At 38.3% G+C, this 21,649-nt stretch carries 22 protein-coding genes and 2 pseudogenes; 17 read left to right on the plus strand and 7 right to left on the minus strand.

Features of this window, described 5'->3' with window-relative positions; translation table 11 throughout:
* The 4 genes from AC33VI_RS18605 to AC33VI_RS18620 form a co-directional block, all read left to right on the plus strand.
* Positions 1-598 (plus strand): DHHA1 domain-containing protein (locus AC33VI_RS18605; RefSeq protein WP_491783755.1); only part of this gene is annotated, 598 nt, incomplete at its 5' end.
* 262 nt (positions 599-860) lie between these two features.
* A complete protein-coding gene (locus AC33VI_RS18610) occupies positions 861-1,247 on the plus strand; it encodes a helix-turn-helix domain-containing protein (protein ID WP_491783756.1) in 387 nt (128 codons plus the stop codon).
* A gap of 57 nt (positions 1,248-1,304) precedes the next feature.
* Complete coding sequence (locus tag AC33VI_RS18615; RefSeq protein WP_491783757.1) at positions 1,305-1,484, plus strand: hypothetical protein; 180 nt, start codon at positions 1,305-1,307, stop codon at positions 1,482-1,484.
* 131 nt (positions 1,485-1,615) lie between these two features.
* A complete protein-coding gene (locus AC33VI_RS18620) occupies positions 1,616-3,172 on the plus strand; it encodes a bifunctional pantoate--beta-alanine ligase/(d)CMP kinase (RefSeq protein WP_491783758.1) in 1,557 nt (518 codons plus the stop codon).
* Here the strand turns inward: AC33VI_RS18620 and AC33VI_RS18625 are convergent.
* Positions 3,165-4,004, minus strand: coding sequence for a COP23 domain-containing protein (locus AC33VI_RS18625; RefSeq protein WP_491783759.1), 840 nt, complete (start codon positions 4,002-4,004; stop codon positions 3,165-3,167). The two genes, AC33VI_RS18620 and AC33VI_RS18625, sit on opposite strands and share 8 nt — an antisense overlap.
* 101 nt (positions 4,005-4,105) lie before the next feature.
* On the opposite strand from AC33VI_RS18625, the gene AC33VI_RS18630 reads away from it, so the two are divergent.
* Together AC33VI_RS18630 and AC33VI_RS18635 are read left to right on the plus strand one after the other, a co-directional pair.
* Positions 4,106-4,294, plus strand: a complete 189-nt coding sequence (locus AC33VI_RS18630) for a hypothetical protein (protein ID WP_491783760.1) — start codon at positions 4,106-4,108, stop codon at positions 4,292-4,294.
* A 143-nt stretch (positions 4,295-4,437) separates the two neighbouring features.
* Positions 4,438-6,078 carry an NAD(P)H-quinone oxidoreductase subunit 4 gene (locus AC33VI_RS18635; RefSeq protein ID WP_491783761.1) on the plus strand — a complete coding sequence of 547 codons (1,641 nt, stop codon included), beginning with the start codon at positions 4,438-4,440 and terminating at the stop codon, positions 6,076-6,078.
* A 102-nt stretch (positions 6,079-6,180) separates the two neighbouring features.
* Here AC33VI_RS18635 and AC33VI_RS18640 read toward each other — a convergent pair whose 3' ends face one another.
* Positions 6,181-7,059 carry a shikimate dehydrogenase gene (locus tag AC33VI_RS18640; RefSeq protein WP_491783762.1) on the minus strand — a complete coding sequence of 293 codons (879 nt, stop codon included), beginning with the start codon at positions 7,057-7,059 and terminating at the stop codon, positions 6,181-6,183.
* 624 nt (positions 7,060-7,683) lie between these two features.
* Here AC33VI_RS18640 and AC33VI_RS18645 point away from each other — a divergent pair.
* The 3 genes from AC33VI_RS18645 (at position 7,684) to AC33VI_RS18655 (ending at position 11,399) form a co-directional block, all read left to right on the plus strand.
* The gene (locus tag AC33VI_RS18645; protein ID WP_491783763.1) at positions 7,684-9,867 is read left to right on the plus strand and encodes a CARDB domain-containing protein; all 2,184 of its coding nucleotides are present in this window, start codon (positions 7,684-7,686) and stop codon (positions 9,865-9,867) included.
* A gap of 482 nt (positions 9,868-10,349) precedes the next feature.
* Positions 10,350-11,120 carry an imidazole glycerol phosphate synthase subunit HisF gene (hisF, locus tag AC33VI_RS18650; RefSeq protein ID WP_491783764.1) on the plus strand — a complete coding sequence of 257 codons (771 nt, stop codon included), beginning with the start codon at positions 10,350-10,352 and terminating at the stop codon, positions 11,118-11,120.
* A gap of 96 nt (positions 11,121-11,216) precedes the next feature.
* Entirely contained in the window at positions 11,217-11,399 is a 183-nt protein-coding gene (locus AC33VI_RS18655; protein WP_491783765.1) for a hypothetical protein, read from the plus strand.
* Here AC33VI_RS18655 and AC33VI_RS18660 read toward each other — a convergent pair.
* A complete protein-coding gene (locus tag AC33VI_RS18660; protein WP_491783766.1) occupies positions 11,392-12,918 on the minus strand; it encodes a cryptochrome/photolyase family protein in 1,527 nt (508 codons plus the stop codon). The two genes, AC33VI_RS18655 and AC33VI_RS18660, sit on opposite strands and share 8 nt — an antisense overlap.
* 376 nt (positions 12,919-13,294) lie before the next feature.
* Between AC33VI_RS18660 and AC33VI_RS18665 the strand changes: the two genes are divergently transcribed.
* Positions 13,295-14,710, plus strand: a complete 1,416-nt coding sequence (locus tag AC33VI_RS18665; RefSeq protein ID WP_491783767.1) for an amidase — start codon at positions 13,295-13,297, stop codon at positions 14,708-14,710.
* A gap of 21 nt (positions 14,711-14,731) precedes the next feature.
* Here AC33VI_RS18665 and AC33VI_RS18670 read toward each other — a convergent pair.
* Positions 14,732-14,929 (minus strand): annotated as a pseudogene (locus AC33VI_RS18670) (chlorophyll a/b binding light-harvesting protein); the annotation flags it as partial.
* Between the two features lie 366 nt (positions 14,930-15,295).
* Here AC33VI_RS18670 and AC33VI_RS18675 point away from each other — a divergent pair.
* The 5 genes and pseudogenes from AC33VI_RS18675 to AC33VI_RS18695 form a co-directional block, all read left to right on the plus strand.
* Positions 15,296-15,442 (plus strand): annotated as a pseudogene (locus AC33VI_RS18675) (chlorophyll a/b binding light-harvesting protein); the annotation flags it as partial.
* A 26-nt stretch (positions 15,443-15,468) separates the two neighbouring features.
* Positions 15,469-15,612, plus strand: coding sequence for a photosystem I reaction center subunit XI (locus tag AC33VI_RS18680; protein WP_491783768.1), 144 nt, complete (start codon positions 15,469-15,471; stop codon positions 15,610-15,612).
* Between the two features lie 321 nt (positions 15,613-15,933).
* Positions 15,934-16,449, plus strand: coding sequence for a flavodoxin FldA (fldA, locus tag AC33VI_RS18685; protein ID WP_491783769.1), 516 nt, complete (start codon positions 15,934-15,936; stop codon positions 16,447-16,449).
* A gap of 216 nt (positions 16,450-16,665) precedes the next feature.
* Entirely contained in the window at positions 16,666-17,019 is a 354-nt protein-coding gene (locus AC33VI_RS18690; protein WP_491783770.1) for a hypothetical protein, read from the plus strand.
* Between the two features lie 164 nt (positions 17,020-17,183).
* Positions 17,184-17,957 (plus strand): alpha/beta fold hydrolase, encoded by a 774-nt coding sequence (locus AC33VI_RS18695; RefSeq protein ID WP_491783771.1) that lies wholly within the window; start codon positions 17,184-17,186, stop codon positions 17,955-17,957.
* Here the strand turns inward: AC33VI_RS18695 and dpsA are convergent.
* On the minus strand, positions 17,950-18,504 hold the full coding sequence (gene dpsA / locus AC33VI_RS18700; protein WP_491783772.1) for a DNA starvation/stress protection protein DpsA: 555 nt from the start codon (positions 18,502-18,504) through the stop codon (positions 17,950-17,952). The genes AC33VI_RS18695 and dpsA overlap by 8 nt on opposite strands.
* 310 nt (positions 18,505-18,814) lie before the next feature.
* Between dpsA and AC33VI_RS18705 the strand changes: the two genes are divergently transcribed.
* Together AC33VI_RS18705 and AC33VI_RS18710 are read left to right on the plus strand one after the other, a co-directional pair.
* On the plus strand, positions 18,815-19,720 hold the full coding sequence (locus AC33VI_RS18705) for a YwiC-like family protein (protein ID WP_491783773.1): 906 nt from the start codon (positions 18,815-18,817) through the stop codon (positions 19,718-19,720).
* A gap of 349 nt (positions 19,721-20,069) precedes the next feature.
* Positions 20,070-20,387, plus strand: coding sequence for a hypothetical protein (locus AC33VI_RS18710; RefSeq protein WP_491783774.1), 318 nt, complete (start codon positions 20,070-20,072; stop codon positions 20,385-20,387).
* Here AC33VI_RS18710 and AC33VI_RS18715 read toward each other — a convergent pair.
* Positions 20,384-20,719: a DUF5132 domain-containing protein gene (locus tag AC33VI_RS18715; protein WP_491783775.1), complete on the minus strand. Its 336-nt coding sequence runs from the start codon at positions 20,717-20,719 to the stop codon at positions 20,384-20,386. The two genes, AC33VI_RS18710 and AC33VI_RS18715, sit on opposite strands and share 4 nt — an antisense overlap.
* 29 nt (positions 20,720-20,748) lie before the next feature.
* The coding region (locus AC33VI_RS18720) for an HAD-IC family P-type ATPase (protein WP_491783776.1) at positions 20,749-21,649 on the minus strand (901 nt) is incomplete at its 5' end.

Genomic DNA, 21,649 nt, shown 5'->3' on the forward strand with positions numbered 1-21,649 from the left:
AATTATCTCGGAAGTGGGTATTTCTGCTGGAGTGAGACGCATCGAAGCAGTGGCTGGTGCTGCTATCTTGGATTACTTAAACGTCAGAGATAAAGTAGTCAAAGAATTGAGTGCCAAATTTAAAGTCAAACCCGAAGAAGTTAGCGAAAGGGTTAACAACCTGCAAGCAGAACTTAAAGCTACCCAAAAAGAACTTGAAGCAGCCAAACAAGAACTAGCTCTAGCAAAATCTGATAGTCTATTATCTCAAGCGGAAACAGTAGGAGACTATAAAATCTTAGTAGCCAATATGGGCGAAATGGATGCTAAATCTCTTCAGTCAGCAGCGGAAAGACTACAACAAAAACTAGGAGAAGCTGCGGTAGTTGTCGCTTCCATTCCTAGTGAGGGTAAAGTAAGTCTGGTTGCTGCTTTTAGCCAACAAGTAATTAAAGAGAAAAAACTCCAAGCTGGTAAATTCATCGGCGGTATTGCTAAAATCTGCGGTGGTGGAGGCGGTGGTAGACCAAATCTCGCCCAGGCTGGCGGTAGAGATGCCAGTAAGTTAGATGAGGCTTTGGATACTGCGAAGCAGCAATTAATGGAAGGTTTGAGTTAATAAATAAATATAGGGTGGGTTAATTCTCACCTTTTATTTGTATTAAATGTTAATTCTCACCTTTTATTTGTATTAAATAGATTGAAAATATTGAATGCGAGTTATTAGTAATATTATTTCTCTCGCCAAGGCGCAGAGGCGCAAAGGCTCAAAAGAAGAAAGTATTTTAATTCAAAGTGAGGGCTTACTACTACGATATCAAAGTATATTCTAAGTTAATTTTATAAACTTCAAACAGAATACGATCGGGAGAATTGGAAAAATGACGACTGGTATAAAAAATCCTAGTAAGTACTATATCGAATTAATTAACTCTTTTCCTCCGCGTCCAATTAATAATGAAATGGAGTTGACTGCTACACAAAATAAAATTAATTCTGTTTTGAATAAGAAAAACTTAACTCAAGACGATTGCGACTATTTAAAAGTATTAGGAATGCTAGTCTACGAATATGAGGAAATTCATGAAGCAATACCAGAAATAGAAGGCATTGAATTATTACAAGCTGTGTATGAAGAATCAGGGGAATGCGATCGAGATTTAATTGATATTTTTTTAGATCGATCTGTAATTTTGGATATTCTACAAGGAAATAAAAAATTAACAGTCGAACAAGAAAGAGAATTAAGAAAGCGTTTTATCAATTGATTAAAGTAATAATCGATTATTTTAATCCAAAATTATCAATCTAACTAATTATCAATCATGACTATTAAACCTACAGTAGAAGAAATAAAGCAAATAATTTTTCAATTACCAATACAAGAACAGATAATACTAAAAGAGGAATTAGAAGAAAAATTAGAAACCTTAGAGATAATGCAGCTATCAGAAACGGGTTTTTTAGAATGGAATGATGAGGAAGAAGATATTTATGATGAATAATCCTCAACTTTAATTAGAGCCGATAAAATAGCGACTATAAGTCAATCGATATTAAAACGTAAATTGGGTATCTTACCTATAGATTCATCAAATAAAGTAAATGAAGCTTTAAAAATTTCTTTGAATATTAAATGAAATTAATCAAAACAATTTCAGAATTACGATCGCAAGTCCGTCTCGAACGTCAAAAAGGTGACTGTAAGATTGGTTTAGTTCCCACAATGGGGGCTTTGCATCAAGGACATCAAAGCTTAATTGAAAAAGCAATAGGCGATCGCAATATTGTCATTGTTAGTATTTTTGTCAATCCACTACAATTTGCCCCTGGAGAAGATCTAGATAAATATCCCCGTCAGTTGGAACAGGATTTAGCACTGTGCGAAAAATTGGGCGTAGGGATGGTTTTTGCCCCCGATCCTCAAACCATGAATAGCGATGGCGACACGGAAAGTTTGACCCAGACAACTAGGGTAATTCCTCCCGAACATATGACCCAAGGGTTGTGTGGTAGATATCGTCAGGGACACTTTACAGGAGTGGCAACGATAGTAACCAAACTGTTAAATATAGTACAGCCCGATCGGGCTTATTTTGGGGAAAAAGATGCCCAACAACTAGCTATTATTAAACGCCTAGTCAAAGACTTAAATATTCCCGTAGAAATTGTTCCCTGTCCGATTATTAGAGAAAAATCAGGACTAGCTTTAAGTTCTCGCAATCAATATCTAACTGCTGAAGAAAAAGAACAGGCAGCTACTATTTATCGTGGTTTACAACAAGCTACAACTGCTTTTAGACAAGGAGAAACTAATAGTGAAACTTTAATCAATTTAGTTCAACAAGAATTAAAGTCAGCAGAAAAAGTTAAAATTCAATACGTTGAGTTAGTCGATCCTGCTAGTCTCCAGCCTATCGAAAAAATAACCAGATCGGGCTTACTAGCGATCGCAGCTTACCTGGAATCTACTCGTTTAATCGATAATATTGTGTTAGAAAAACGTCAGCCAATTGTTGCTATTGATGGTCCTGCGGGGGCTGGAAAGTCTACAGTTACCCGTCGTGTAGCCCATGAATTGGGCTTGCTTTATTTAGATACAGGGGCAATGTATCGGGCGGTAACTTGGTTGGTGATGAATTCTAATATTGCTATCGACGACGAACAAGCGATCGCATCTCTAATTAAAGATGTGGAAATAGTTTTAACTTCTCCCGAAGCAGTCGATTTACCTACAATAGTTACTATAGATGGCAAAGCAGTCACCACAGCCATTCGTACTCCAGAAGTAACCGCTAACGTTTCGGCGATCGCCGCCCAAGCTGCTGTGAGAGCAAAGTTAGTAGGAATGCAGCAAAAATGGGGAGAAACAGGAGGAATAATTGCGGAAGGTCGAGATATCGGCACTAATGTATTTCCCGATGCTGAATTAAAAGTATTTCTAACAGCTTCCGTAAAAGAAAGAGCTAGAAGACGCTGGCAAGATCTGAAAAACCAAGGCAGAGAAGATATTAATCTCGAACAACTAGCTAAAGACATCCAACAACGAGACGAAAAAGACAGCAGCAGAGCGATCGCACCTCTAAAAAAAGCCGATGATGCGATCGAATTAATTACCGACAATCTAACCATAGAAGAAGTCATCGCCAAAATTGTCGAACTCTATCAATTTAAGTACAAACAAGTTACTTAAATATTGCTGGCTTGCGATCGCTATTATTTCTAATAATAGCATTTCCTCGATTTAATTGCTGTCCAGTACCACCATCAGCAGGATCTAAGAATGGTCTGAGGTTAATATTACTGGGAGTAGTTTTGCTCTTTTTCGTGCTTCCAGAACCACCAAAAACTTGTTCAACATTCCCCAAAACATCTCTTCCCGAACGATTATCGCCGAAAGTATAAACTCCTTGAGTTTGTCCTCCATCATCAGCAACCAACAAATTATCAAAAATCAAATCACGAGTTAGTTGGGGGTCTTGTCCTGGGGGTACGGTTAAAATAAGCTTACAATCTGAGGGATCTAGCTGAGTGGTGACGCAGATTGTGTTGTAGCCATTTTCCGTACCAGTAGCTAGTTCTAATAATCCTTCTTCCCGATAGGTTTCAAAACGCTGAGTAATCGCATCGCAACGTTTTTGAGGAGTCCAACCGCCCCCCAGTTCGCTAGGAATCGCCCAAGGATAAGAACTTTCAGGCTGACTTTCGGGATAATACATGACTGTATATTCACCATTCACTAGTTCGCATCTAAATCTAGTGTCGGTATTTTGGGCGGTAGTTCTAGGAGGAGGGGGAACAGGAGTAGAACCACCAGGGGCATTAATAATTACTTCTGGAGGCTGATTGGTTTGGGTAATAACTTGTCGTAACTGCCCAACAGTATCTAAATTTAAACTCTCTACAGAGAAAGCATTTGCATTACTGCCATTCGTAACAGCAACCATAGCAATACCAGACACGCCAGCCACAGAAACAAAAGATTTCAAATAATTGTTTAAAGATTTCTTCGATAGAGATGACACTATTTTTAATTCCTAAAATTCAACAAAAGATCTAGTTATAAGTACTAATAGCGCAAAATAGATCGGGCTTGTTCATAGCAATTATTTAATGACTAAATTTAATGACTAATTCACGCTTCAGTAATTTTGACGATCGCATTGGGATAAATGTTTCCGATCTTGTAGTGCGAACGATGCGTCCTCAATATGTATTTTTAAAGTTTTATCTTTACTACTCAATGAAATTAAAGCCTTTATCCATCTCCACAACTTTGTTCGTTTCTAATCTTTGTTTTACAAACAGCCTCTAAGTATCGCTGATGAAGGAATTTGTAACCTAAATAGCTTTAATATTACTTATCTTGATTGAAGCTACTAGATTTTTTTATAAATTTACAAACCTTAATATATTATACTTTTATTAACAAAACGAATTTATTATCAAAGTTTTAAAATGGTAGCTTCATTTCCCTGGCTTACCGCGATTATCTTATTACCTTTGCTAGCTGGACTAGCAATTCCTCTTCTTCCTGACAAGGAAGGTAAGACCGTTCGTTGGTATGCTCTCATTGTCGGAATTGCAGATTTCATCTTGATGGGTTATGCTTTCTGGAACAATTACGATCCCACCACTGCTTCTTTTCAACTGACAGAAAGCTACAGTTGGATTCCCCAGTTAGGTGTCAGTTGGACGGTATCTGTAGATGGTATATCTGCTCCTTTAGTATTATTAGCAGGATTTGTCACCACTCTAGCAATGCTTTCTGCTTGGGAGGTAGACCGCAAACCTCGCTTATTCTACTTTTTAATGCTGTTGCTCTACTCCGCCCAAATTGGCGTGTTTGTAGCTCAAGATATTCTATTGTTCTTTGTCATGTGGGAGCTAGAACTAGTTCCTGTATATCTACTAGTTTCTATTTGGGGTGGTTCAAAGCGTCGTTATGCAGCTACCAAATTTTTACTTTATACTGCAGCAGCTTCTATCTTTATCCTAATTGCAGGATTGGGAATGGCTTTCTATGGTGATAATCTTACCTTCGATATTGCAGCCTTAGCCTTAAAAGAATATCCTCTAGCTCTAGAAATGACCCTCTATGCAGGTTTATTAATTGCTTTTGGTGTAAAGCTAGCGATTTTCCCCCTACACACCTGGTTGCCTGATGCTCATGGGGAAGCTTCTGCTCCCGTATCGATGATTTTGGCAGGTGTCCTCTTAAAAATGGGCGGTTACGGTTTAATTCGTTTCAATATGGAATTACTAACCGACGCTCACATCTACTTTGCCCCAGTCTTAGCAACTTTGGGCGCGATTAACATTATTTATGGTGGTTTTAGTTCTTTCGGACAAACCAACATGAAACGCCGTCTGGCATATTCTTCCGTATCTCATATGGGATTTGTACTTCTGGGTATTGCTTCCTTTACCGATATTGGTACTAGCGGTGCAGTTTTACAAATGCTCTCTCACGGTTTAATTGCTTCTTTACTCTTCTTTCTGACTGGAGTAACTTACGATCGCACTCATACTTTGTTTATGGATCGCATGGATGGTATAGCAGTAGTCATGCCTAAAGTATTTGCTCTATTTACTGCGGGTGCGATGGCTTCCTTAGCTCTGCCTGGAATGAGTGGCTTTGCAAGTGAAATTGCAGTATTTGTCGGCTTCACTAGCAATGATATCTACAATCCCACTTTTTCTACCGTACTCGTCTTTTTAGCAGCAGTGGGAATTATCATGACTCCCATCTATTTGCTATCCATGATTAGATTGGTGTTCTTCAACTCTAATGAAGCTCTAGCTTGCGATATTGACAGAGAAAAATTGAAGAAGCCTACCAACGAAGTTGCAGTATGTTTTGGTAATAGCTGTGTATTGCCAGGAGAAGCTCGTTTTCAAGATGCCACTCCCAGAGAAATATTTATTGCAGCTTGTTTCCTCTTCTTGATTGTCGGTATTGGTGTCTACCCCAAACTAGCTACTCAAATGTACGATGTTAAAACCGTAGCAATTACTGCCGAAGTTCGTCACTCTCAAACAGTTGTGGCTCAACAACGACATCTTACTCTAGCTCAAGCAACAGTCGAACAAAAGTAGTAATTAATCTGAAATTTCAGTTTTAGTCATACACAGAATACGGGCAAAATACTTTAAATAAGTATCGCCCGTATTTTTTAATGGGAAAAAATCAATCGCTTATTACTGGTTACTTATTCCTAGGTGTTTTTTCAAAGAATTTCGCATAATTTCGACAGGGACAGGTCTATTTAGCCAAATTTCTAAGGCAGCTACTCCTTGTTGGACTAACATCTCCAAACCATCAATGGCAAATGCACCTCGTTCTTGTGCTAGTTTGAGAAATTGAGTCGGATTGGGAGTATAAATTAGATCGTAAGCGATCGCATTTTGGGGCAGTTTTTCCATCAAATCGCGATCAACAGGAGAAGCATCAACCTGGGGAGACATTCCGATAGGAGTTGAATTGATTAATAATTCGGTATTAGATATTAGACTCGACAGATCTTGCCAATTGTGAATCTTAATCTTAGCTCTAACATCTGGTACGTGTTGCCAACTCTGATAAAATCTGGCTAATTTATCTGGGTTGCGTCCGACTACGCGAACTTCAGGACAGCCTAAATTAATTAAACCAACAATTACCGCCCTAGCTGCACCGCCATTACCTAATACTACGGGAGTTATCTGCGTCCAATCTCGCGAGATAGATTTTAGTGGGGCGACAAACCCCGTAACGTCTGTATTTGTTCCTTTCCAGCCATTATTAACGCGCCACACAGTATTTACCGCACCAATTTTGGCTGCATCATCGGAGATTTCGCTCAGTAGAGGAATAATATTTTGCTTGTGAGGAATTGTAATACTAAAACCCTGTAAATCTATAGCCGAAAAACCTGAGATCGCTTTAGCTAAGTCTTCTTGTCTTACGGGAAAAGGTACATAAACATAGTCCACTTCTAAGTTAGCGATCGCTGCATTGTGCATTAGTGGAGACAAAGAATGTTCTACTGGGTCGCCAATAATTCCTAATAGTTTGGTTTTGCCTGTAATTGACTGCATTAAATTTAATTATATTGCCAATATTTGATGGTTTCCGATCGCTAGATTATCATTATGGATTGCGATCGCGAAAATAGCTTAAGAGAAATATGGAATTTTTTGAGTCAATTTAATTTTTAACTTCACTTCAAAAAAAGTCCAGTAGACTCCATTGAAATCAATCCAACTTTCCATGCCCAATTTTAGTTATTTAATAATTAATCAAGCAGAGCTATTTATGATACAATTAATAGTTTTTTCTTTAAGTAAAATCACTGAATATTCAATAAAGTTATTAAACTATAATGCCGATTATACGTAATTAATTATATTATTTTAAGCTTGCTATAAATTACTTATAATGCTTGAAAAATTAGTGATATTTACTAAGTAAAATATACTAGATCTTTTTTTACTTAATTAAATCATTGGTGTTTTTAACTAATTAAAAATACCTGGAATTACAAAAACTTAAAGATAATCTCCTATTTTAGCTTGCTTATCCACCGTAAAATTATCTAAAACTGCCAACTCTCTTTATCTAAAAAATATATAAAAATGGCATAAATACTATTAACAATAATAGTAAAGTCTCAATAACATAAAAGAGATATAGTTGCGTGGAGTATTTTAAATACTAGACTTATGCCAATAGATCTAACGGGTAAATCTTTTAATATTGCTCAAAGTTTAATAGATAGAGGACAGCCTTTAAATTTAGACTTTTCCGTTATTAATAATGGAGACGAAGATGTTGCCCCATTTTCTTTTGATATTGTTATTTCTAGAGATGGCACAATTAGCCAGAATGATTATGTCCTGGGTAATTATGAAATTAGAACGGGGCTAAAAGCAGGGGAAGACTCTGGAATTAAAACCTATCGTTATTTCACTCCTCCTGAAAATAGTTCATTTTGGCAAACAGGAGATGATAATTATACAGTCGGTATTCGACTAGATCCTAATAACCAAGTTTTTGAATCAAACGAAGACAATAATAGTAATGTTCGAGCAGGAGTTGACTCTGATATAGTTCGAGTAGCAAACTTCGGCATTGCAGAACTAAAAGGTACTTTTACTGATGTTGGTAAATCAGGAATTGTGCCAGGAGAAAGAGTAGATCTTACTTTTACTATTGCTAATGACAGCCCTCAAATAGCAAATCCTTTTTCAGTTGATATCTATTTATCTCCAGATAAAGGTAGTGAAACCGAGGGAGCTGTTAAGCTAGGAACTTATGATATTAGAGAAAGTATTTCTGGTAATGGTGAAATAACCAAGAAATTTAACTATCCTACTCCCGATTTAGGTCATCCTATTTGGGAACAAGGAGATGGTGAATATTATATTACTTTGGATATTGACTCGAAAAATGAGGTAGAGGAAAGTAATGAAGAAAACAACAGTGGTTTGGGAGACAATTTAGACCAAACTAGTTTTAACGTTACTGGATTAAATAGTGCAGCTGATTTAGTTGTTAAAAATCTCGAAATACCCGAAAATTCTCAAGCAGGAGAGACAATTGAAATCAAGTATGAAATTGTCAACGAAGGGGAAAGTCCCGCAGAACTTTTTGCAGCAGGTTTCTATCTCTTTAATGAAAGTTATTTAACTCCAGATCGCGAAAGTCTTGATATTGAAGACGTACCCGAAGTATTTTTTATACAAGGAAATAATTCTACTATTATCGGGCAAAGTAGCGATAACCCAACGGGAACTCTTGCAGCAGAAAGCAGTACTGGTGTGATCACCACTCAAATTACTCTTCCTGAAACTTGGGGGGGATATTCTGGCAACGGAGACTACTATTTGGGTGTAGAAGCCGATCCCTTTGATGATGTGGTTGAAAGTAGTGATGCTAACAACAGCCTCGAAGGAGTGGGAATTGATTATCAAAAGATTGCTTTAGAAGCCCCCAACCTGAATACCGTAGATTTAGTTGGTACTCATTTTGAAGTAGTTCAAGATCGAATCGTACCAGGACAAGAGTTTGATTTGGGCTTCAACATTAAAAATGAAGGTTTAGCCGAAACAGGGGCATTCTCTTTCGATCTTTATTTATCTGAAGATGCCACTATTACAACTGACGATCGTTATCTTGGCACCTATGATATCCGTGAAGGTTTGGCTGGTAACAAAGACATATCTTTAAAAGATGAAAATGGTAATTCTGTACCTAGAAGTGTTCGTTACACTGCTCCTCCTTTAGAAAGTGATTTTTGGGGAGATGCCGACGGTACTTATTATGCAGGGATGATTATCGATCCTGCTAGCGATACTAATCCTAACGGTCGGGTTGTGGAGAGCAACGAAGATAATAACAGCAATCAGGGCAACAGCCTAGATTATGCTTCAGTTCAAGTCACTGGACTGGAAAAAATTGCCGAACTTTATGTTAGCAGTTTTGATGTTGTCGAAGAAGAAATAGCTTTAGGAGATACTTTTACCGTTAACTACACTGTTGTTAATGATGGCGATCAAACAGCAGACTTCTCTGGTGCTGGCTTCTTTATCTTCCATGAAGACTATCTGTTAAATAACGATAACTTAAGTATTGATGATGTACCACAGGTATTTTTCCTGGCTGGTAATAGTCAAGATTTCTTAATTGAGAATCTTGAAGGTGGTACTAGTCGAGAAATTTCTACTGAGTTGGTTATGCCTGAAAATTGGGCTGGTTTTGTTGGTGGTAGTGGCAAATATTATATTGGTGCTGCTGCTGATGTTTATGGTGATGTTGAAGAATTAAATGAGATTAATAACAGTCTTGTTGGCGCAGGACTTGACTACGAAAAAGTCACAATCAACATACCTCAGCTGGAAATATAATTACAGCTAAAATAATTAGACCGAACTACTACTATTAAATCTCTTTTCATTACTCGGACTTAGGTTTTAACCTAAGTCTTTTTTTCGCTCGCTTTTAAGGGGATAAAAAGTATCTAATACCAATTAGAAAAAAGAATGTGACAGATATCCTGTAGTGTGGGCAATGCCCACGCTACCTTGAGATTATTTTCATCTGTCGCAAACATTAATTAATTTGGTATAAGACATAAAATGCTCGACTTACTTTTCCTAACCCTCACCAATTAATTGTCTAGCATTACTAGTAGCCACGGGATTGAGAACGGGGTAAAATTCTGATGGAATCAATAAAGTTCTCTTAATCAAATAGGTGAGATTAAATTCTTATCTCAGATAGATTATGATAATTTTGATCCAGCAAAATAACCAAGGTTATTGAGTAGCTACTCTCAAGTAATTGCTACTGTTAAACCAAACTATAGCCGATTAAATCAAAATCAATTATGCTTGCCAAAAGAATATTACCCTGTCTGGATGTTAATGCTGGAAGGGTGGTTAAAGGAGTAAATTTTGTAGATCTTAAAGACGCGGGAGATCCCGTAGAATTGGCAAAAGTCTATAACGATGCTGGAGCGGATGAATTAGTATTTCTCGATATTACTGCTACCCATGAAGATCGGGGAACAATTGTCGATGTAGTTTATCGTACTGCCGAACAAGTTTTTATTCCATTGACTGTTGGTGGGGGAATTCAATCCTTAGAAAATATTAAAATTTTGTTACGGGCGGGTGCGGACAAGGTGAGTATTAATTCCGCAGCAGTTCGAGATCCAGACCTAATTAATCGGGCTAGCGATCGCTTTGGCAAGCAATGTATTGTTGTGGCAATCGATGCTCGCCGTAGATTAGATCCCAATAATCCTGGTTGGGATGTTTACGTTCGTGGTGGTAGAAAAAATACTGGCATTGATGCGATCGCTTGGGCGAAGGAAATGGCAACTAGAGGGGCAGGGGAATTATTAGTAACCAGCATGGATGCTGATGGAACACAATCAGGTTACGATTTGGAACTAACTAGAACTATTGCCGAAGGAGTAGAAATACCAGTGATTGCTTCGGGAGGGGCGGGAAATTGCCAGCATATTTATGAAGCATTGGATACTGGCAAAGCAGAAGCTGCATTACTGGCTTCTTTGCTACATTTTGGACAACTAAGCGTCAAGGAAATTAAAACTTATCTTAAAGAACGTAAAGTTCCTGTGAGAATTACTTAGATTTTAAATCTTTAGTAAAGCTTAAAATCTTAAAAATCTACCCCAAGATATAAAAATTATGTACTAAAATATGATTAAGTTTACATTTCTTTAAACATGCTGATTCCAATTCTCATATTTGATGTTGCTTTGGTAGCATGGTCGCTGCATTTGATGCAATCCGCTTTGGAATTGCGAGAATTTTCATTAATGCTAGCTGGTACTTTAGTAGGTGCTTCCGCAGCAGCAATGTTAGTAGTTTATTTTCTGATTGGTGATTGCTTAACTCGTCTTAGTTAAAAGAGTTGGATTTACTTTCTCTTTCCCACCATTGTCGAGCTTGAGAACGTATTTTTTCTGACTCTTCAGGGGAAATTTTCTTGAGGTGACTGAGAACTAAATTCATTCTTCCCAGCGAGCGCAATTTATCTTGATGGCGGATTAAAAAGTCCCAATAAAAGAAATTAAAGGGACAAGCTTTTTCTCCAATGCGATCGCTTTTATTGTATTTACATCCCTGGCAGTAGTCGCTCATCTTATTAATATAATTGGCGGAAGCTGCGTAGGGTTTGGAAGCCAGAATTCCTCCATCGGCAAATTGTCCCATACCGATGACATTAGTTTGCATTACCCAGTCATAGGCATCGATAAAAGCACTATGAAACCAAGCTTCAATTTCTTGGGGAGAAATCCCCGCAATTAGAGCAAAGTTGCTCAATACCATCAATCTTTGGATGTGATGTCCGTAGCTTGTGGTTTCTACTTGAATTAGAGTTTGATGCAAACAGTTCATGTCCGTTTGTTGGGCATCCCAAAAGAATTTGGGCAGGGGTTTATGGTGGTCGAACCAATTTTTTTGACTGTAATCCTCGTCTTGAAGGTGGTAAATTCCGTGCATATATTCTCGCCAACCCATTACCTGACGAATAAAACCTTCGACACTATTTAAAGGCAATTCTTGTGAGTGATATGCCTTGTCTGCGGCATTAATTACCTCTATCGGATCTAGTAAAGCAAGATTGAGATAGGGAGAAATCAAACCATGCCACATGGTATATTCTCCTGCAATCATGGCATCTTGATATTTACCAAAATTAGACAAGCAATGTTGGATAAAGTAGTCTAATACTTCTAGAGCTTGTTGTCTGGTAACTCCCCAAGTAAAGGGTTCTATTTGTCCGTAATCTGATAGTTTTTCGGTTTCGATCCTCTCAATGACTTCTTGAGTAATAGTATCGGGAGTAAAAGTTAAGGGAGGAGGAGTTTGCAAGTCTTTTTTTGGAGGTTTGCGGTTATCTTTGTCATAATTCCACTTACCTCCTACGGGCTTTTTACCCTCCATTAAAATATCGAACTTTTTTCGGCTTTCTCGGTAAAAATCTTCCATCAACAGACGCTTGCGGGGCTTTGCCCAGGCAATAAAATCCTCTCTATTCCAAAGAAAATGATTATCTGGTAAAAAAACAATTTTGCAGTTTAAATCCAGATTTTTAATCAAATGATGGAAAGGGCGATCGCAGGGAATAGTTATCTGTAATTCGGTAATTTTATGTTCTTCAATCCAATTTTTTAGAGGAGTTATAAAATCTTTACTAATAGCATAAGTAACTTGCCAATTATCGGCTTTTAATTCTTCAGCAAAATGACGCATTGCCGACCAAACTAAAACCAATTTTTGCTTATGGTAGGGTCTTTGTCGGGCGTAATGACTAGATTCAATCAAAATGACGGGAGTCTGCTGCTGATTATCCCGATTATTACTTAAGCTTAACTGTTTTTTTGTCAGGCGATCGCCTAAAATCCAAATTCCAATAGTCATATAAATAACTCCTAAGAAACAAATTAGTCTGCCTAGACGGGGTCAGAGGTCAGAGGTCAGTTTGTTTCCTTGTGACATTATAAATCTTAGTTCTTTAGACGCTGATATTACGCACTAAATTATCTGTTTAGGCTGGGAAAAGGGAAAAGGGGAAAGAGGAAAGGATACCGCTTCGCATATTGATAGTTGATAGGGGTACACCTCACTAATTGGAGAATAGTTGCGATCGCATTTACAACCAATGACAGAGAATTTTATTAATCCAAAATAAATTAAACAACGAAGTTCTATAATTAACCACTATCGACAAGAGGTTTAAAATCGAAAAAATAGTCGAATCTAACTCTCGAACTATTAAGGACAAAATTTATCCCATATGTCTTTCAAAAACTCAACAGATTTAGCTTTTGCACCCGCACTAGAACAAGCCAACTTAATTAAAGAACGTCAAATTACCCCCTTAGAATTAACCGAACTATATTTATCTCGAATTGAAAAATATAATCCTCAGTTAGGTAGCTTTTATTACGTAGCCAAAGACAGCGCGATCGCCGATGCTAAAACCAAAACCGAATTAATTGCCCAAACTGTCGATCCGAAATGCTTACCTCCTTTTTTTGGCGTGCCGATTGGCATTAAAGATCTAAAATCGGTGGCAGATATGCCTCTAACTTACGGTGTTATTGCCCTTAAAGACCAAATTGCTCAATATGATGAAGGGGTAGTGTCTAAAATAAAGCAGGCAGGATTTATTATCCTCGGAAAAACTGCCACCTCTCAGCTAGGATCTTTTCCCTACACCGAACCAGAAGGTTTCCCACCCACTCGCAATCCTTGGAATCTAGACTATACCCCTGGTGGTTCTAGCGGTGGTTCTTCTACGGCAGTAGCAGCAGGATTATGCGCGATCGCTCTGGGAGGAGATGCGGGAGGTTCGATTAGAGGTCCTGCCAGTTGTTGCAATCTGGTTGGCATTAAGCCCAGTCGCGGTCGGATTTCTTTTGCCCCAGTGGGCGATCGCTTGAGTGGTTTGGGTACTCATGGAGTATTGTCTCGGACTGTTGCTGATGCTGCTGCTTTTTTAGATGTGACCTCTGGTTATATTGCTGGCGATCCCTACTGGTTGCCTAATCCTCAAACTCCTTTTTTGAGTAACACAAAAGAAACATTAGACTCTTTAAAAATAGGTTTTGTGACATCTCTTTTACCCCAGGGAGAACCCGATCCAGAATGTCAACAAGCAGTAAGTAATATAGTTCAGCAGCTAAAAGAGATGGGACATCAAGTAATTCCCCAGCAAATCGATTTATCTGCCCTGATTGAACCATTTACCAGAGTTTGGGCGAGTGCGGTGGCAGCATCGGGAATTGCTGCGTCAGCTTTAAGTCCGATGAATCAATGGGTATTAACCAAATCGGGTACGGCGGGAGAGTACTTACAAGCGGTAACTCAAATGCAATTATTTGCTAGGCAAATGGTTAATTTATTCGCCCAAATCGATATTTTAGTTTTACCTACTTATATGCACCCTACTATTAAAGTAGGAGAATGGGCAGATTTTAGTCCTGAAGAAACCTATCAAAAGATTGTCCGTTGGATTTTTCCTTGTCCTGCTTTTAATGTTACGGGACAGCCTGCAATCAATATTCCTGCGGGATTTGATCGCCAGGGCGTACCATTAGGAGTACAACTAGTAGGCAAACCCCATAACGAAGCTAGTATTATCGCTTTGGCAGCCAGTTTAGAGCGCAAAAATTTTTGGTATCGAGAACGTCCGCAGAATTTTGAGTAACTAGGGTTATTTTTGTTTTGATAATCCCTGTTCATTTAAGGGAACATTATCAGTAAAGCGATCGATTTCTAACAGAGTAATTGACCCTGCCCAAAACATAATCAATCCTGCATGGGCAATATGCGCCCCTAATAGTTGACCCGACAGATCTATTAAACGAGCATTTCCTGCCCACCAATCGTACTTAACTTTACTTGGGGGTTTATCGTATGTCTGCAAAACGAAACCTCTGAATTAATTTTGTCAACTTGGTTACTAACTATTATTCTCAATAAGTTAGCAACAACTTTATTCTGCATTAATGATAAATAATTGCAAGTTTATGTTCAAATATCTTAACGATTGGTGGTGAATTAACGATTGTCTAAATTTCATACCTAATCTTTTATTTCAATAGATTAAGACTGGCATTTGATTTGCAAAACCTTATAAAAACAAGCTTTTGTTAGCCAAGATTAAGAACAGTTTGTACCAGATTTTGCAATTAGTAAAAGAAAATACTTGTCAATAATTGGTTTTACCTGTATGGTAATTGAGAAGCTTATTGATAAATAAAGGCAATAACTAGAAAAGGAGGTTAAAATTATGACCGCCGTAATGGAAAACCGTCAGGGAATTAGCAATTTGTCTGAGATACCCTGGTGGAGAGGCAACGCTCGTTTAAAAGATTTATCGGGTAGATTACTGGGGGCGCATATCGCCCAGACTGCGCTAATAGTGTTTTGGGCGGGGCATTTACTTTAGAAGTATTTTATGGTGTGCCAAATGAGTTAAAAACTACAGGTGGTTGGAATCAATTTGCGATCGCATTTCTGGTCGGCGGTATGGGCAGTGCTTTCTTTGCCTATCAAATTTATGACCATCTTGATGTATTGAAAGCAATCTTAAGTGGCACAATTTAATTTTTTTATTTTATTGAAATTATTTTTCAATAGACTGTATAATACTTATGAAGATTATTTCTCACGCCGTATTAGGAATTAGGTAGAAATGAAAGCCTAATTCCTAGTTTCTAATCCTAGCAGGACAAAGCTTTTTTATGAGTAGGACGATAATCTTGTTACTCACGTCAAAGGCTTTTTAAATCTTTTCACTATTAAGAATAGCTTCAATAAGCTCAAAGATACTTTTTGACTGCGGTTGACTGAAAAATTAGTAATTTTATTTCAGTTGGCAAATTAGGTCTCTACAAACTAGCAAACAAATTTACAGAAAATATAATCATGGCTAAAATAGGTTTATTTTACGGTTCGACTACAGGTAAAACCGAAGCCGCCGCCGAGGCAATACAAGATGCTTTAGGTGGTGAAGATGTAGTAGCTTTACACGAAATTGCGGATGTCTCAAATAGCGATTTTGCTAACTACGATCGCATTATCATTGCTTGTCCTACTTGGGATATCGGCGGACTACAGGCAGACTGGGAAGGTTTTTATGAGGACAATTTAGATAGTATCGATTTCAGCGGTAAAAAAGTAGCATATTTTGGTACTGGCGATCAGGTAGGCTATGCAGATAACTTTCAGGATGCCATGGGAATTTTAGAAGCAAAGATTTCTGGTTTAGGCGGTGAAACTGTAGGTCATTGGTCTACTGAAGGCTACGAACATGAATCATCGAAAGCAGATAAAGGCGGTAAGTTTGTCGGTTTGGCTTTAGATGAAGATAATCAATCAGAATTAACAGACGAGCGAATTCAAGAATGGACCACACAACTCAAGTCTGAGTTTGCTCTGTAAATGAAGTCATTAGTTATTAGTGGTTAGTTATTGGTATCTGATTTGAACTAAATATTAACGACTAAAGACTAAAAACTTCTTAAAAAGTTTGGGGATTCTCCTCTCCAATAAACGGGAAAAGAAAGTCAGTAGCCCTGACTGGGAAGTGTTTAATGAGCCATAAATTACCTTCCACTTTTCCCTTTTCTTCTTTGCAACCACTAGAATCAACTACTCATGCTGCATCTAGTCTTGTGTTTTACGGTTTGGACAATAATTTTCACGGGCTTATTTTGGCGATTAATGGCGATCGCAAAATCTGCTTTCCAACATCTTCAACATCTTCACCAAGTACCATGCTCAAATTGTGCTTACTTTACAGGAGACTATCGACTCAAGTGTACGGTCAATCCGATGGTGGCAATGTCGGAAGATGCGATTGGCTGTCGAGATTTTATGCTCCAAGAGGGTAATAGATATAACAATCCTAAAACTACCTGTGGTGGCTGTTTTGCCATTCAAAAGTGTAGCAACAACTCTATGCAAACCGAAGCTTTTATTGCGACTCAAATTCCCTCAAAAATTAGGTAAACAAAAAAATATAAAACGTCCTGAATAACTTAACTTACTACTTGTAAGGGCGTAATTATGAGGTTTCCTCATAATGCTGACCGCCCGCACCCGAAGGGCTACTTGCTACTTGTTAAGCAAATATTTTCTATTCAATTACACTCACCCACTCATTTACCATGAAGATGTCTCCTTCCACAGCACCTGTTTGGATTAATGCTAATCCTAGTTTTAAACATTTTGACAGTCGCATTATTCGCTATTTGTCGAATCAAGTACCCATAGCCTATTGGGAATACAATCAGGATTTAGATGAAGCGAGTAGTTTGGATATAGCTCTAACCTTACTCCACGACTATCTTAAATCTAAAGATCGGGCGATCGATCTAATCGGTCATGGTACAGGTGGTTTATTAGGTTTACTCTATGCTCGCAAGTTTCCTCATCGAGTAAAATCTTTGACCCTCTTAGGAGTTGGTTGCAATCCTGCGATCGATTGGCAAGCAAACTATTATCAAATGCGTAAACTATTACCTTGTAGTCAAGAAACGCTTCTGGCGCGGATGGTACAGATGATGTTTGGTTATCAGAGTAGAACGAGTGTCTTGGACATAATTAAGCTTCTCCAACAAGACTTGGTTACTGCGCCGACTGCTCATTCTCTATATCAGCTAAACCGAATTGATGCTGGTGGTGTATCGATGCCGATGATGGTCTGCGGTAGTCAAAATGACCGTATTGTTGACCCTACTGTTTTACAAGGATGGACAGATTATCTCAAAGAAGAAGATATCCTGTGGACAATTCCTTTGGGACATCATTTCTTTCACTATTTCTTCCCAGAATATACTGGCAGGAAAATAATTAAGTTCTGGCAACAAGTCGATCGCCAAGCAACAATTATCTCTTCTAAGCAACAAGATTTAGAAGAGACTTATTCTTTCTTACCTCTTAGTTAGCACCATTGCCGACAAATGCCAGAGTCAAACTATCGTGTACTAAGAAGTGGTGTAGGTGATAGGCTCGTTCTTCAGTTTTGAGTAAAATCTGCTCGTATAGATAGCGAGTAGCGCGATCGCCTAAGCTTTCTGCTTGTGATGCTTGCTGACGCAGTAGTTTAATGATTGCTTGTTCTGCTGCCAAGTCATGTTCGACCATTTCTCGTTCGCCAAATACGCCATCTTCTTCTGGTTCAAAGCAGCATAGTTCTGCTAGCTTACTAAAGCTTGCAGCAGGAATACCGCCTAAACCGTTTTGTCTTTCTGCTAAATCATGAACGTGTCCCTGAACTTCTTCATAGCTTTCGGCAAAGAATTCGTGTAGGGCATAAAATTCCGAACCTTCCACTACAAAATGATGTTTTTGATACTGTAAGTATAAGCCTTGGAAACTGGATAGGACTGCATTAAAGCCTTCACACACTGGTGTAGTGACGCTTTTATCTAGTAAGACTGGATTCTCTTCTACATGACCAAACGGACGTAGCAAACCTGTTTTTGTTGACATACTTCTTGCTCGCTAATTGACGAAAGTTTATTAAGAAAAGTTGATTAACAATATCAACCTAACACGAAAATGCTTATTGCGAATCATAAAGTTATCAAATAGTTTCTCTAAGTCTTGGCTCGAGTTGAACTCATCTCTAAAATTATTACCAATTATATATTTCAGCATATTCTTGTGCAGATAAATTGCGTCGAGCGATCGAGATTGCTAACTAATATTATTCTCAATAAGACAAAAAACCTCTCCCTAATTATTTTTGTCCGATTAAAGATAGTTAGAAATCTTTTTATTATTTTAATTCTTAAATCCTATGGCAATTCTAAAAAATACCCAGAGCGTAATCGCAAAGACTACATTGATTGAAACAAAAGAAGACCAAACAATCGCCTTGGAATCTCAATCGACAAACATTACCGCGCGGACAAAAAAGAAAAAACTAGCTCGCATTTTTCGCCCGACATTCTCACCCGAACATGGTGTTTTGCTAGTCTTATTTGGCTCATTTTTGACTGGCGCAGCATTAGCCCAACAATGGACATGGACGACGAACTGGGCTTTAATCTGCGCCTTTTTCGCTCAACAAGTCGAACATCCTTACATAGTTCAAATCAAATTGAGAAAAAATCTTAAGCCTCGGTATTTAATTTGGGGTGGAATTTATGGCTTGATTAGCTTATCGTTAGCTATCTATCTCTGGTTTCAAGCTCCTACATTACTCTGGCTGTATATCTTGGCAATAATTGGCTTAATTGTCGATGCGATCGCGGTAATTAAGGGCAAACACAAATCAAGAGTTAATGAAATCGTCGGTTTCGCAGCCATCTGTTTAGCTGCGCCCTTGGCTTATGGTGCAACCACAGGAAGTCTTAACCTCGAAGCAATGGCAATATGGGTTCTCAATACTCTATTTTTTAGCAGCGGAATATATACTATCAAGCTACGTCGTAAGAAAACCGCAGCTTTTAAACCAGGAGCAATCTATCACTGCATAGCTACTTTAATTGTTTTTATTCTCTACAGTCTCGATTATCTATCCTTCGTAACTGCTTTATCTTTTACAGTAGCCTTAATCAAATTAATTACAGTATTTGGATTTCGAGATTGGTATTGCAAAGCCAAATTTCATTCTATTGCCATCTTTGAAACTCGCTTTGCTTTAATCTATATTGCGATCGCATCTATTAGCCTGCTTCCCGCGCATTTACCACCAAAGTGAACCAGCAAAAAAATACAGCATTATGGTTGCAGAATTTATTGAGAAAAATTGAACTTTGTGACCCAAACTACTTAACAAGTAATTGAAATTAAATATAATTAATCCAGATAATAATAGCGAGCAAAAGTGAGATTTAATTAAACTATTTGGTTACTTACACGGTTAGCCCAAAAATACATTTATGACATTATTCTGACTATCGGTCGGGATTGCCAAGAAAGAGCAGTATATCCCGAAGAATAGAACTGAAGCTAATAATCTTGAGGTAATTTTTCTCAAATAGTTAAAAAACTCACACTTACTTTTTGCTTCAAATCTTAATCTCGATCGCTTTTGAGGAATCCAAATTATGTCATTAATTCATTGGGATAAGTCCGTACTTTCGTTTCACCTGAAGGAAATTATCGAAGATGGTCACGGAGGTCATCCTGTAGCATTTGCGGGGTTGAGTGCGATCGCCGTTAGTTCTTTACTCGTTCCTGCGGTGACCAAATTAGGCAAACCCGTCTTAAAAGCAGCGATTAAGAATGGTTTATCCCTTTATCCAGAAAACACGGCTAATTCAGTTAACTCTTCAAGCACAGACTTAACTAAAATTTGGCAGCAAGCAGCGATCGCTAGTCAAACCCAGAATAGTCAGACTAGCTCAAAACAATTAGTTCATTAGTTATCTTGAATATCTTGATTTGTATTAGATGCAGCCATTAAACCTGCTGCCAAACTAGCTTTTTCAGCTTGTTCTGCTGCTACTTCCGCTTTAGCTTCAGCAACAATATCGCCGATTACCTCTCCTGTTTCGGCGATCGCACCTTTGGTTTTTTCATAGAGACTGACACCACTTTTAATTGCTGCTTTAGCTAGGGGTTTGGCTAGAGGTAATACTGTAGGGGCGACGATGGCTACTCCTAATCCGACAGCTAGAGTTTTGAGGGGATGATTGGTATAGGCGTTTTTAATTTGGCTGAGGGTAGAGTTTCCTAAGCGTTGCATTTGAGACATAATGTTATTACTCCTATAATTGATTGATTTTACTGGAAATTAGCGTAACTTTGTTCTGACAACTGATGTTGTACCAGAGGACGAAGACTGTTCAGTCCAGCAGCGATCGCCGATCCGTTATGAACTACCGTAGCGATGAGGGGATTTAAACCCACGGTAGTAGCCAAACCCAAAGCCATTAAATTGGGCGCAACCACCAGCAGCGTATTTTGCTCGATCAGCTTTTTGGTTTCGCGGGCAATATTAAGTGCTTCTCTCAAGGTTAATAAATCGTCATTCATCAGAACCACATCAGCTATTTCCCTGGCAATATCCGAACCATTGGCAAAAGATACCGAGACATCGGCATAAGCTAGGGCAACCGAATCGTTCAAGCCATCACCGACAAAGGCTACTGTTTTACCAGCCAGCTTTAGGTCGCGAACGATCGCTGCTTTTTGTTCGGGAAAAGCTTGGGCATGGACTCGATCTAGAGGAATATTTAACTCCTCTGCCACTATTTTAGCCCTCTGTTGGTTATCTCCTGTCAATAAATGAATTTCTCGTCCTGATGCTTGCAAAGATTGAATTAAAGCAGGACTTTCTCGACGCAAAGGATCGGCATATTGAATGACTCCTTGGAGTTCTCCGTTGCAAGCAACGTAGATCAAAGATACCCAATTAGCAGTAATGGATTTATGTTCCAAATCGCATCTACAATCTAAAGGAAAAGATTGATGTTCTAAGCATTCTAAACTAATTTTTTCTTGCAGCAAAAAGCGATCGCTACCTACTAAAATCTCTTTATCCTCTACTGTGGCTCGAATTCCCAAACCAACTTCAAAATTCCATTGTTGACGACGGGGAATAGCAATATTTTGACTTTGGGCGTAGCTGTTAATTGCCTCCGCTACGGGATGGGTAATTCTTTGTTCGGCAGCAGCAGCAAAA

Source organism: Waterburya sp. (genome assembly GCF_058530065.1).

Excerpts from the sequence above, each read along its gene's own strand:
- AC33VI_RS18610 (WP_491783756.1), top strand. The coding sequence starts at position 861 with ATGACGACTGGTATAAAAAATCCTAGTAAGTACTATATCGAATTAATT.
- AC33VI_RS18615 (WP_491783757.1), top strand. The coding sequence starts at position 1,305 with ATGACTATTAAACCTACAGTAGAAGAAATAAAGCAAATAATTTTTCAA.
- AC33VI_RS18620 (WP_491783758.1), top strand. The coding sequence starts at position 1,616 with ATGAAATTAATCAAAACAATTTCAGAATTACGATCGCAAGTCCGTCTC.
- AC33VI_RS18630 (WP_491783760.1), top strand. The coding sequence starts at position 4,106 with ATGACTAATTCACGCTTCAGTAATTTTGACGATCGCATTGGGATAAAT.
- AC33VI_RS18635 (WP_491783761.1), top strand. The coding sequence starts at position 4,438 with ATGGTAGCTTCATTTCCCTGGCTTACCGCGATTATCTTATTACCTTTG.
- AC33VI_RS18640 (WP_491783762.1), bottom strand. The coding sequence starts at position 7,059 with ATGCAGTCAATTACAGGCAAAACCAAACTATTAGGAATTATTGGCGAC.
- AC33VI_RS18645 (WP_491783763.1), top strand. The coding sequence starts at position 7,684 with ATGCCAATAGATCTAACGGGTAAATCTTTTAATATTGCTCAAAGTTTA.
- hisF (WP_491783764.1), top strand. The coding sequence starts at position 10,350 with ATGCTTGCCAAAAGAATATTACCCTGTCTGGATGTTAATGCTGGAAGG.
- AC33VI_RS18655 (WP_491783765.1), top strand. The coding sequence starts at position 11,217 with ATGCTGATTCCAATTCTCATATTTGATGTTGCTTTGGTAGCATGGTCG.
- AC33VI_RS18660 (WP_491783766.1), bottom strand. The coding sequence starts at position 12,918 with ATGACTATTGGAATTTGGATTTTAGGCGATCGCCTGACAAAAAAACAG.
- AC33VI_RS18665 (WP_491783767.1), top strand. The coding sequence starts at position 13,295 with ATGTCTTTCAAAAACTCAACAGATTTAGCTTTTGCACCCGCACTAGAA.
- fldA (WP_491783769.1), top strand. The coding sequence starts at position 15,934 with ATGGCTAAAATAGGTTTATTTTACGGTTCGACTACAGGTAAAACCGAA.
- AC33VI_RS18690 (WP_491783770.1), top strand. The coding sequence starts at position 16,666 with ATGCTGCATCTAGTCTTGTGTTTTACGGTTTGGACAATAATTTTCACG.
- AC33VI_RS18695 (WP_491783771.1), top strand. The coding sequence starts at position 17,184 with ATGTCTCCTTCCACAGCACCTGTTTGGATTAATGCTAATCCTAGTTTT.
- dpsA (WP_491783772.1), bottom strand. The coding sequence starts at position 18,504 with ATGTCAACAAAAACAGGTTTGCTACGTCCGTTTGGTCATGTAGAAGAG.
- AC33VI_RS18705 (WP_491783773.1), top strand. The coding sequence starts at position 18,815 with ATGGCAATTCTAAAAAATACCCAGAGCGTAATCGCAAAGACTACATTG.
- AC33VI_RS18710 (WP_491783774.1), top strand. The coding sequence starts at position 20,070 with ATGTCATTAATTCATTGGGATAAGTCCGTACTTTCGTTTCACCTGAAG.
- AC33VI_RS18715 (WP_491783775.1), bottom strand. The coding sequence starts at position 20,719 with ATGTCTCAAATGCAACGCTTAGGAAACTCTACCCTCAGCCAAATTAAA.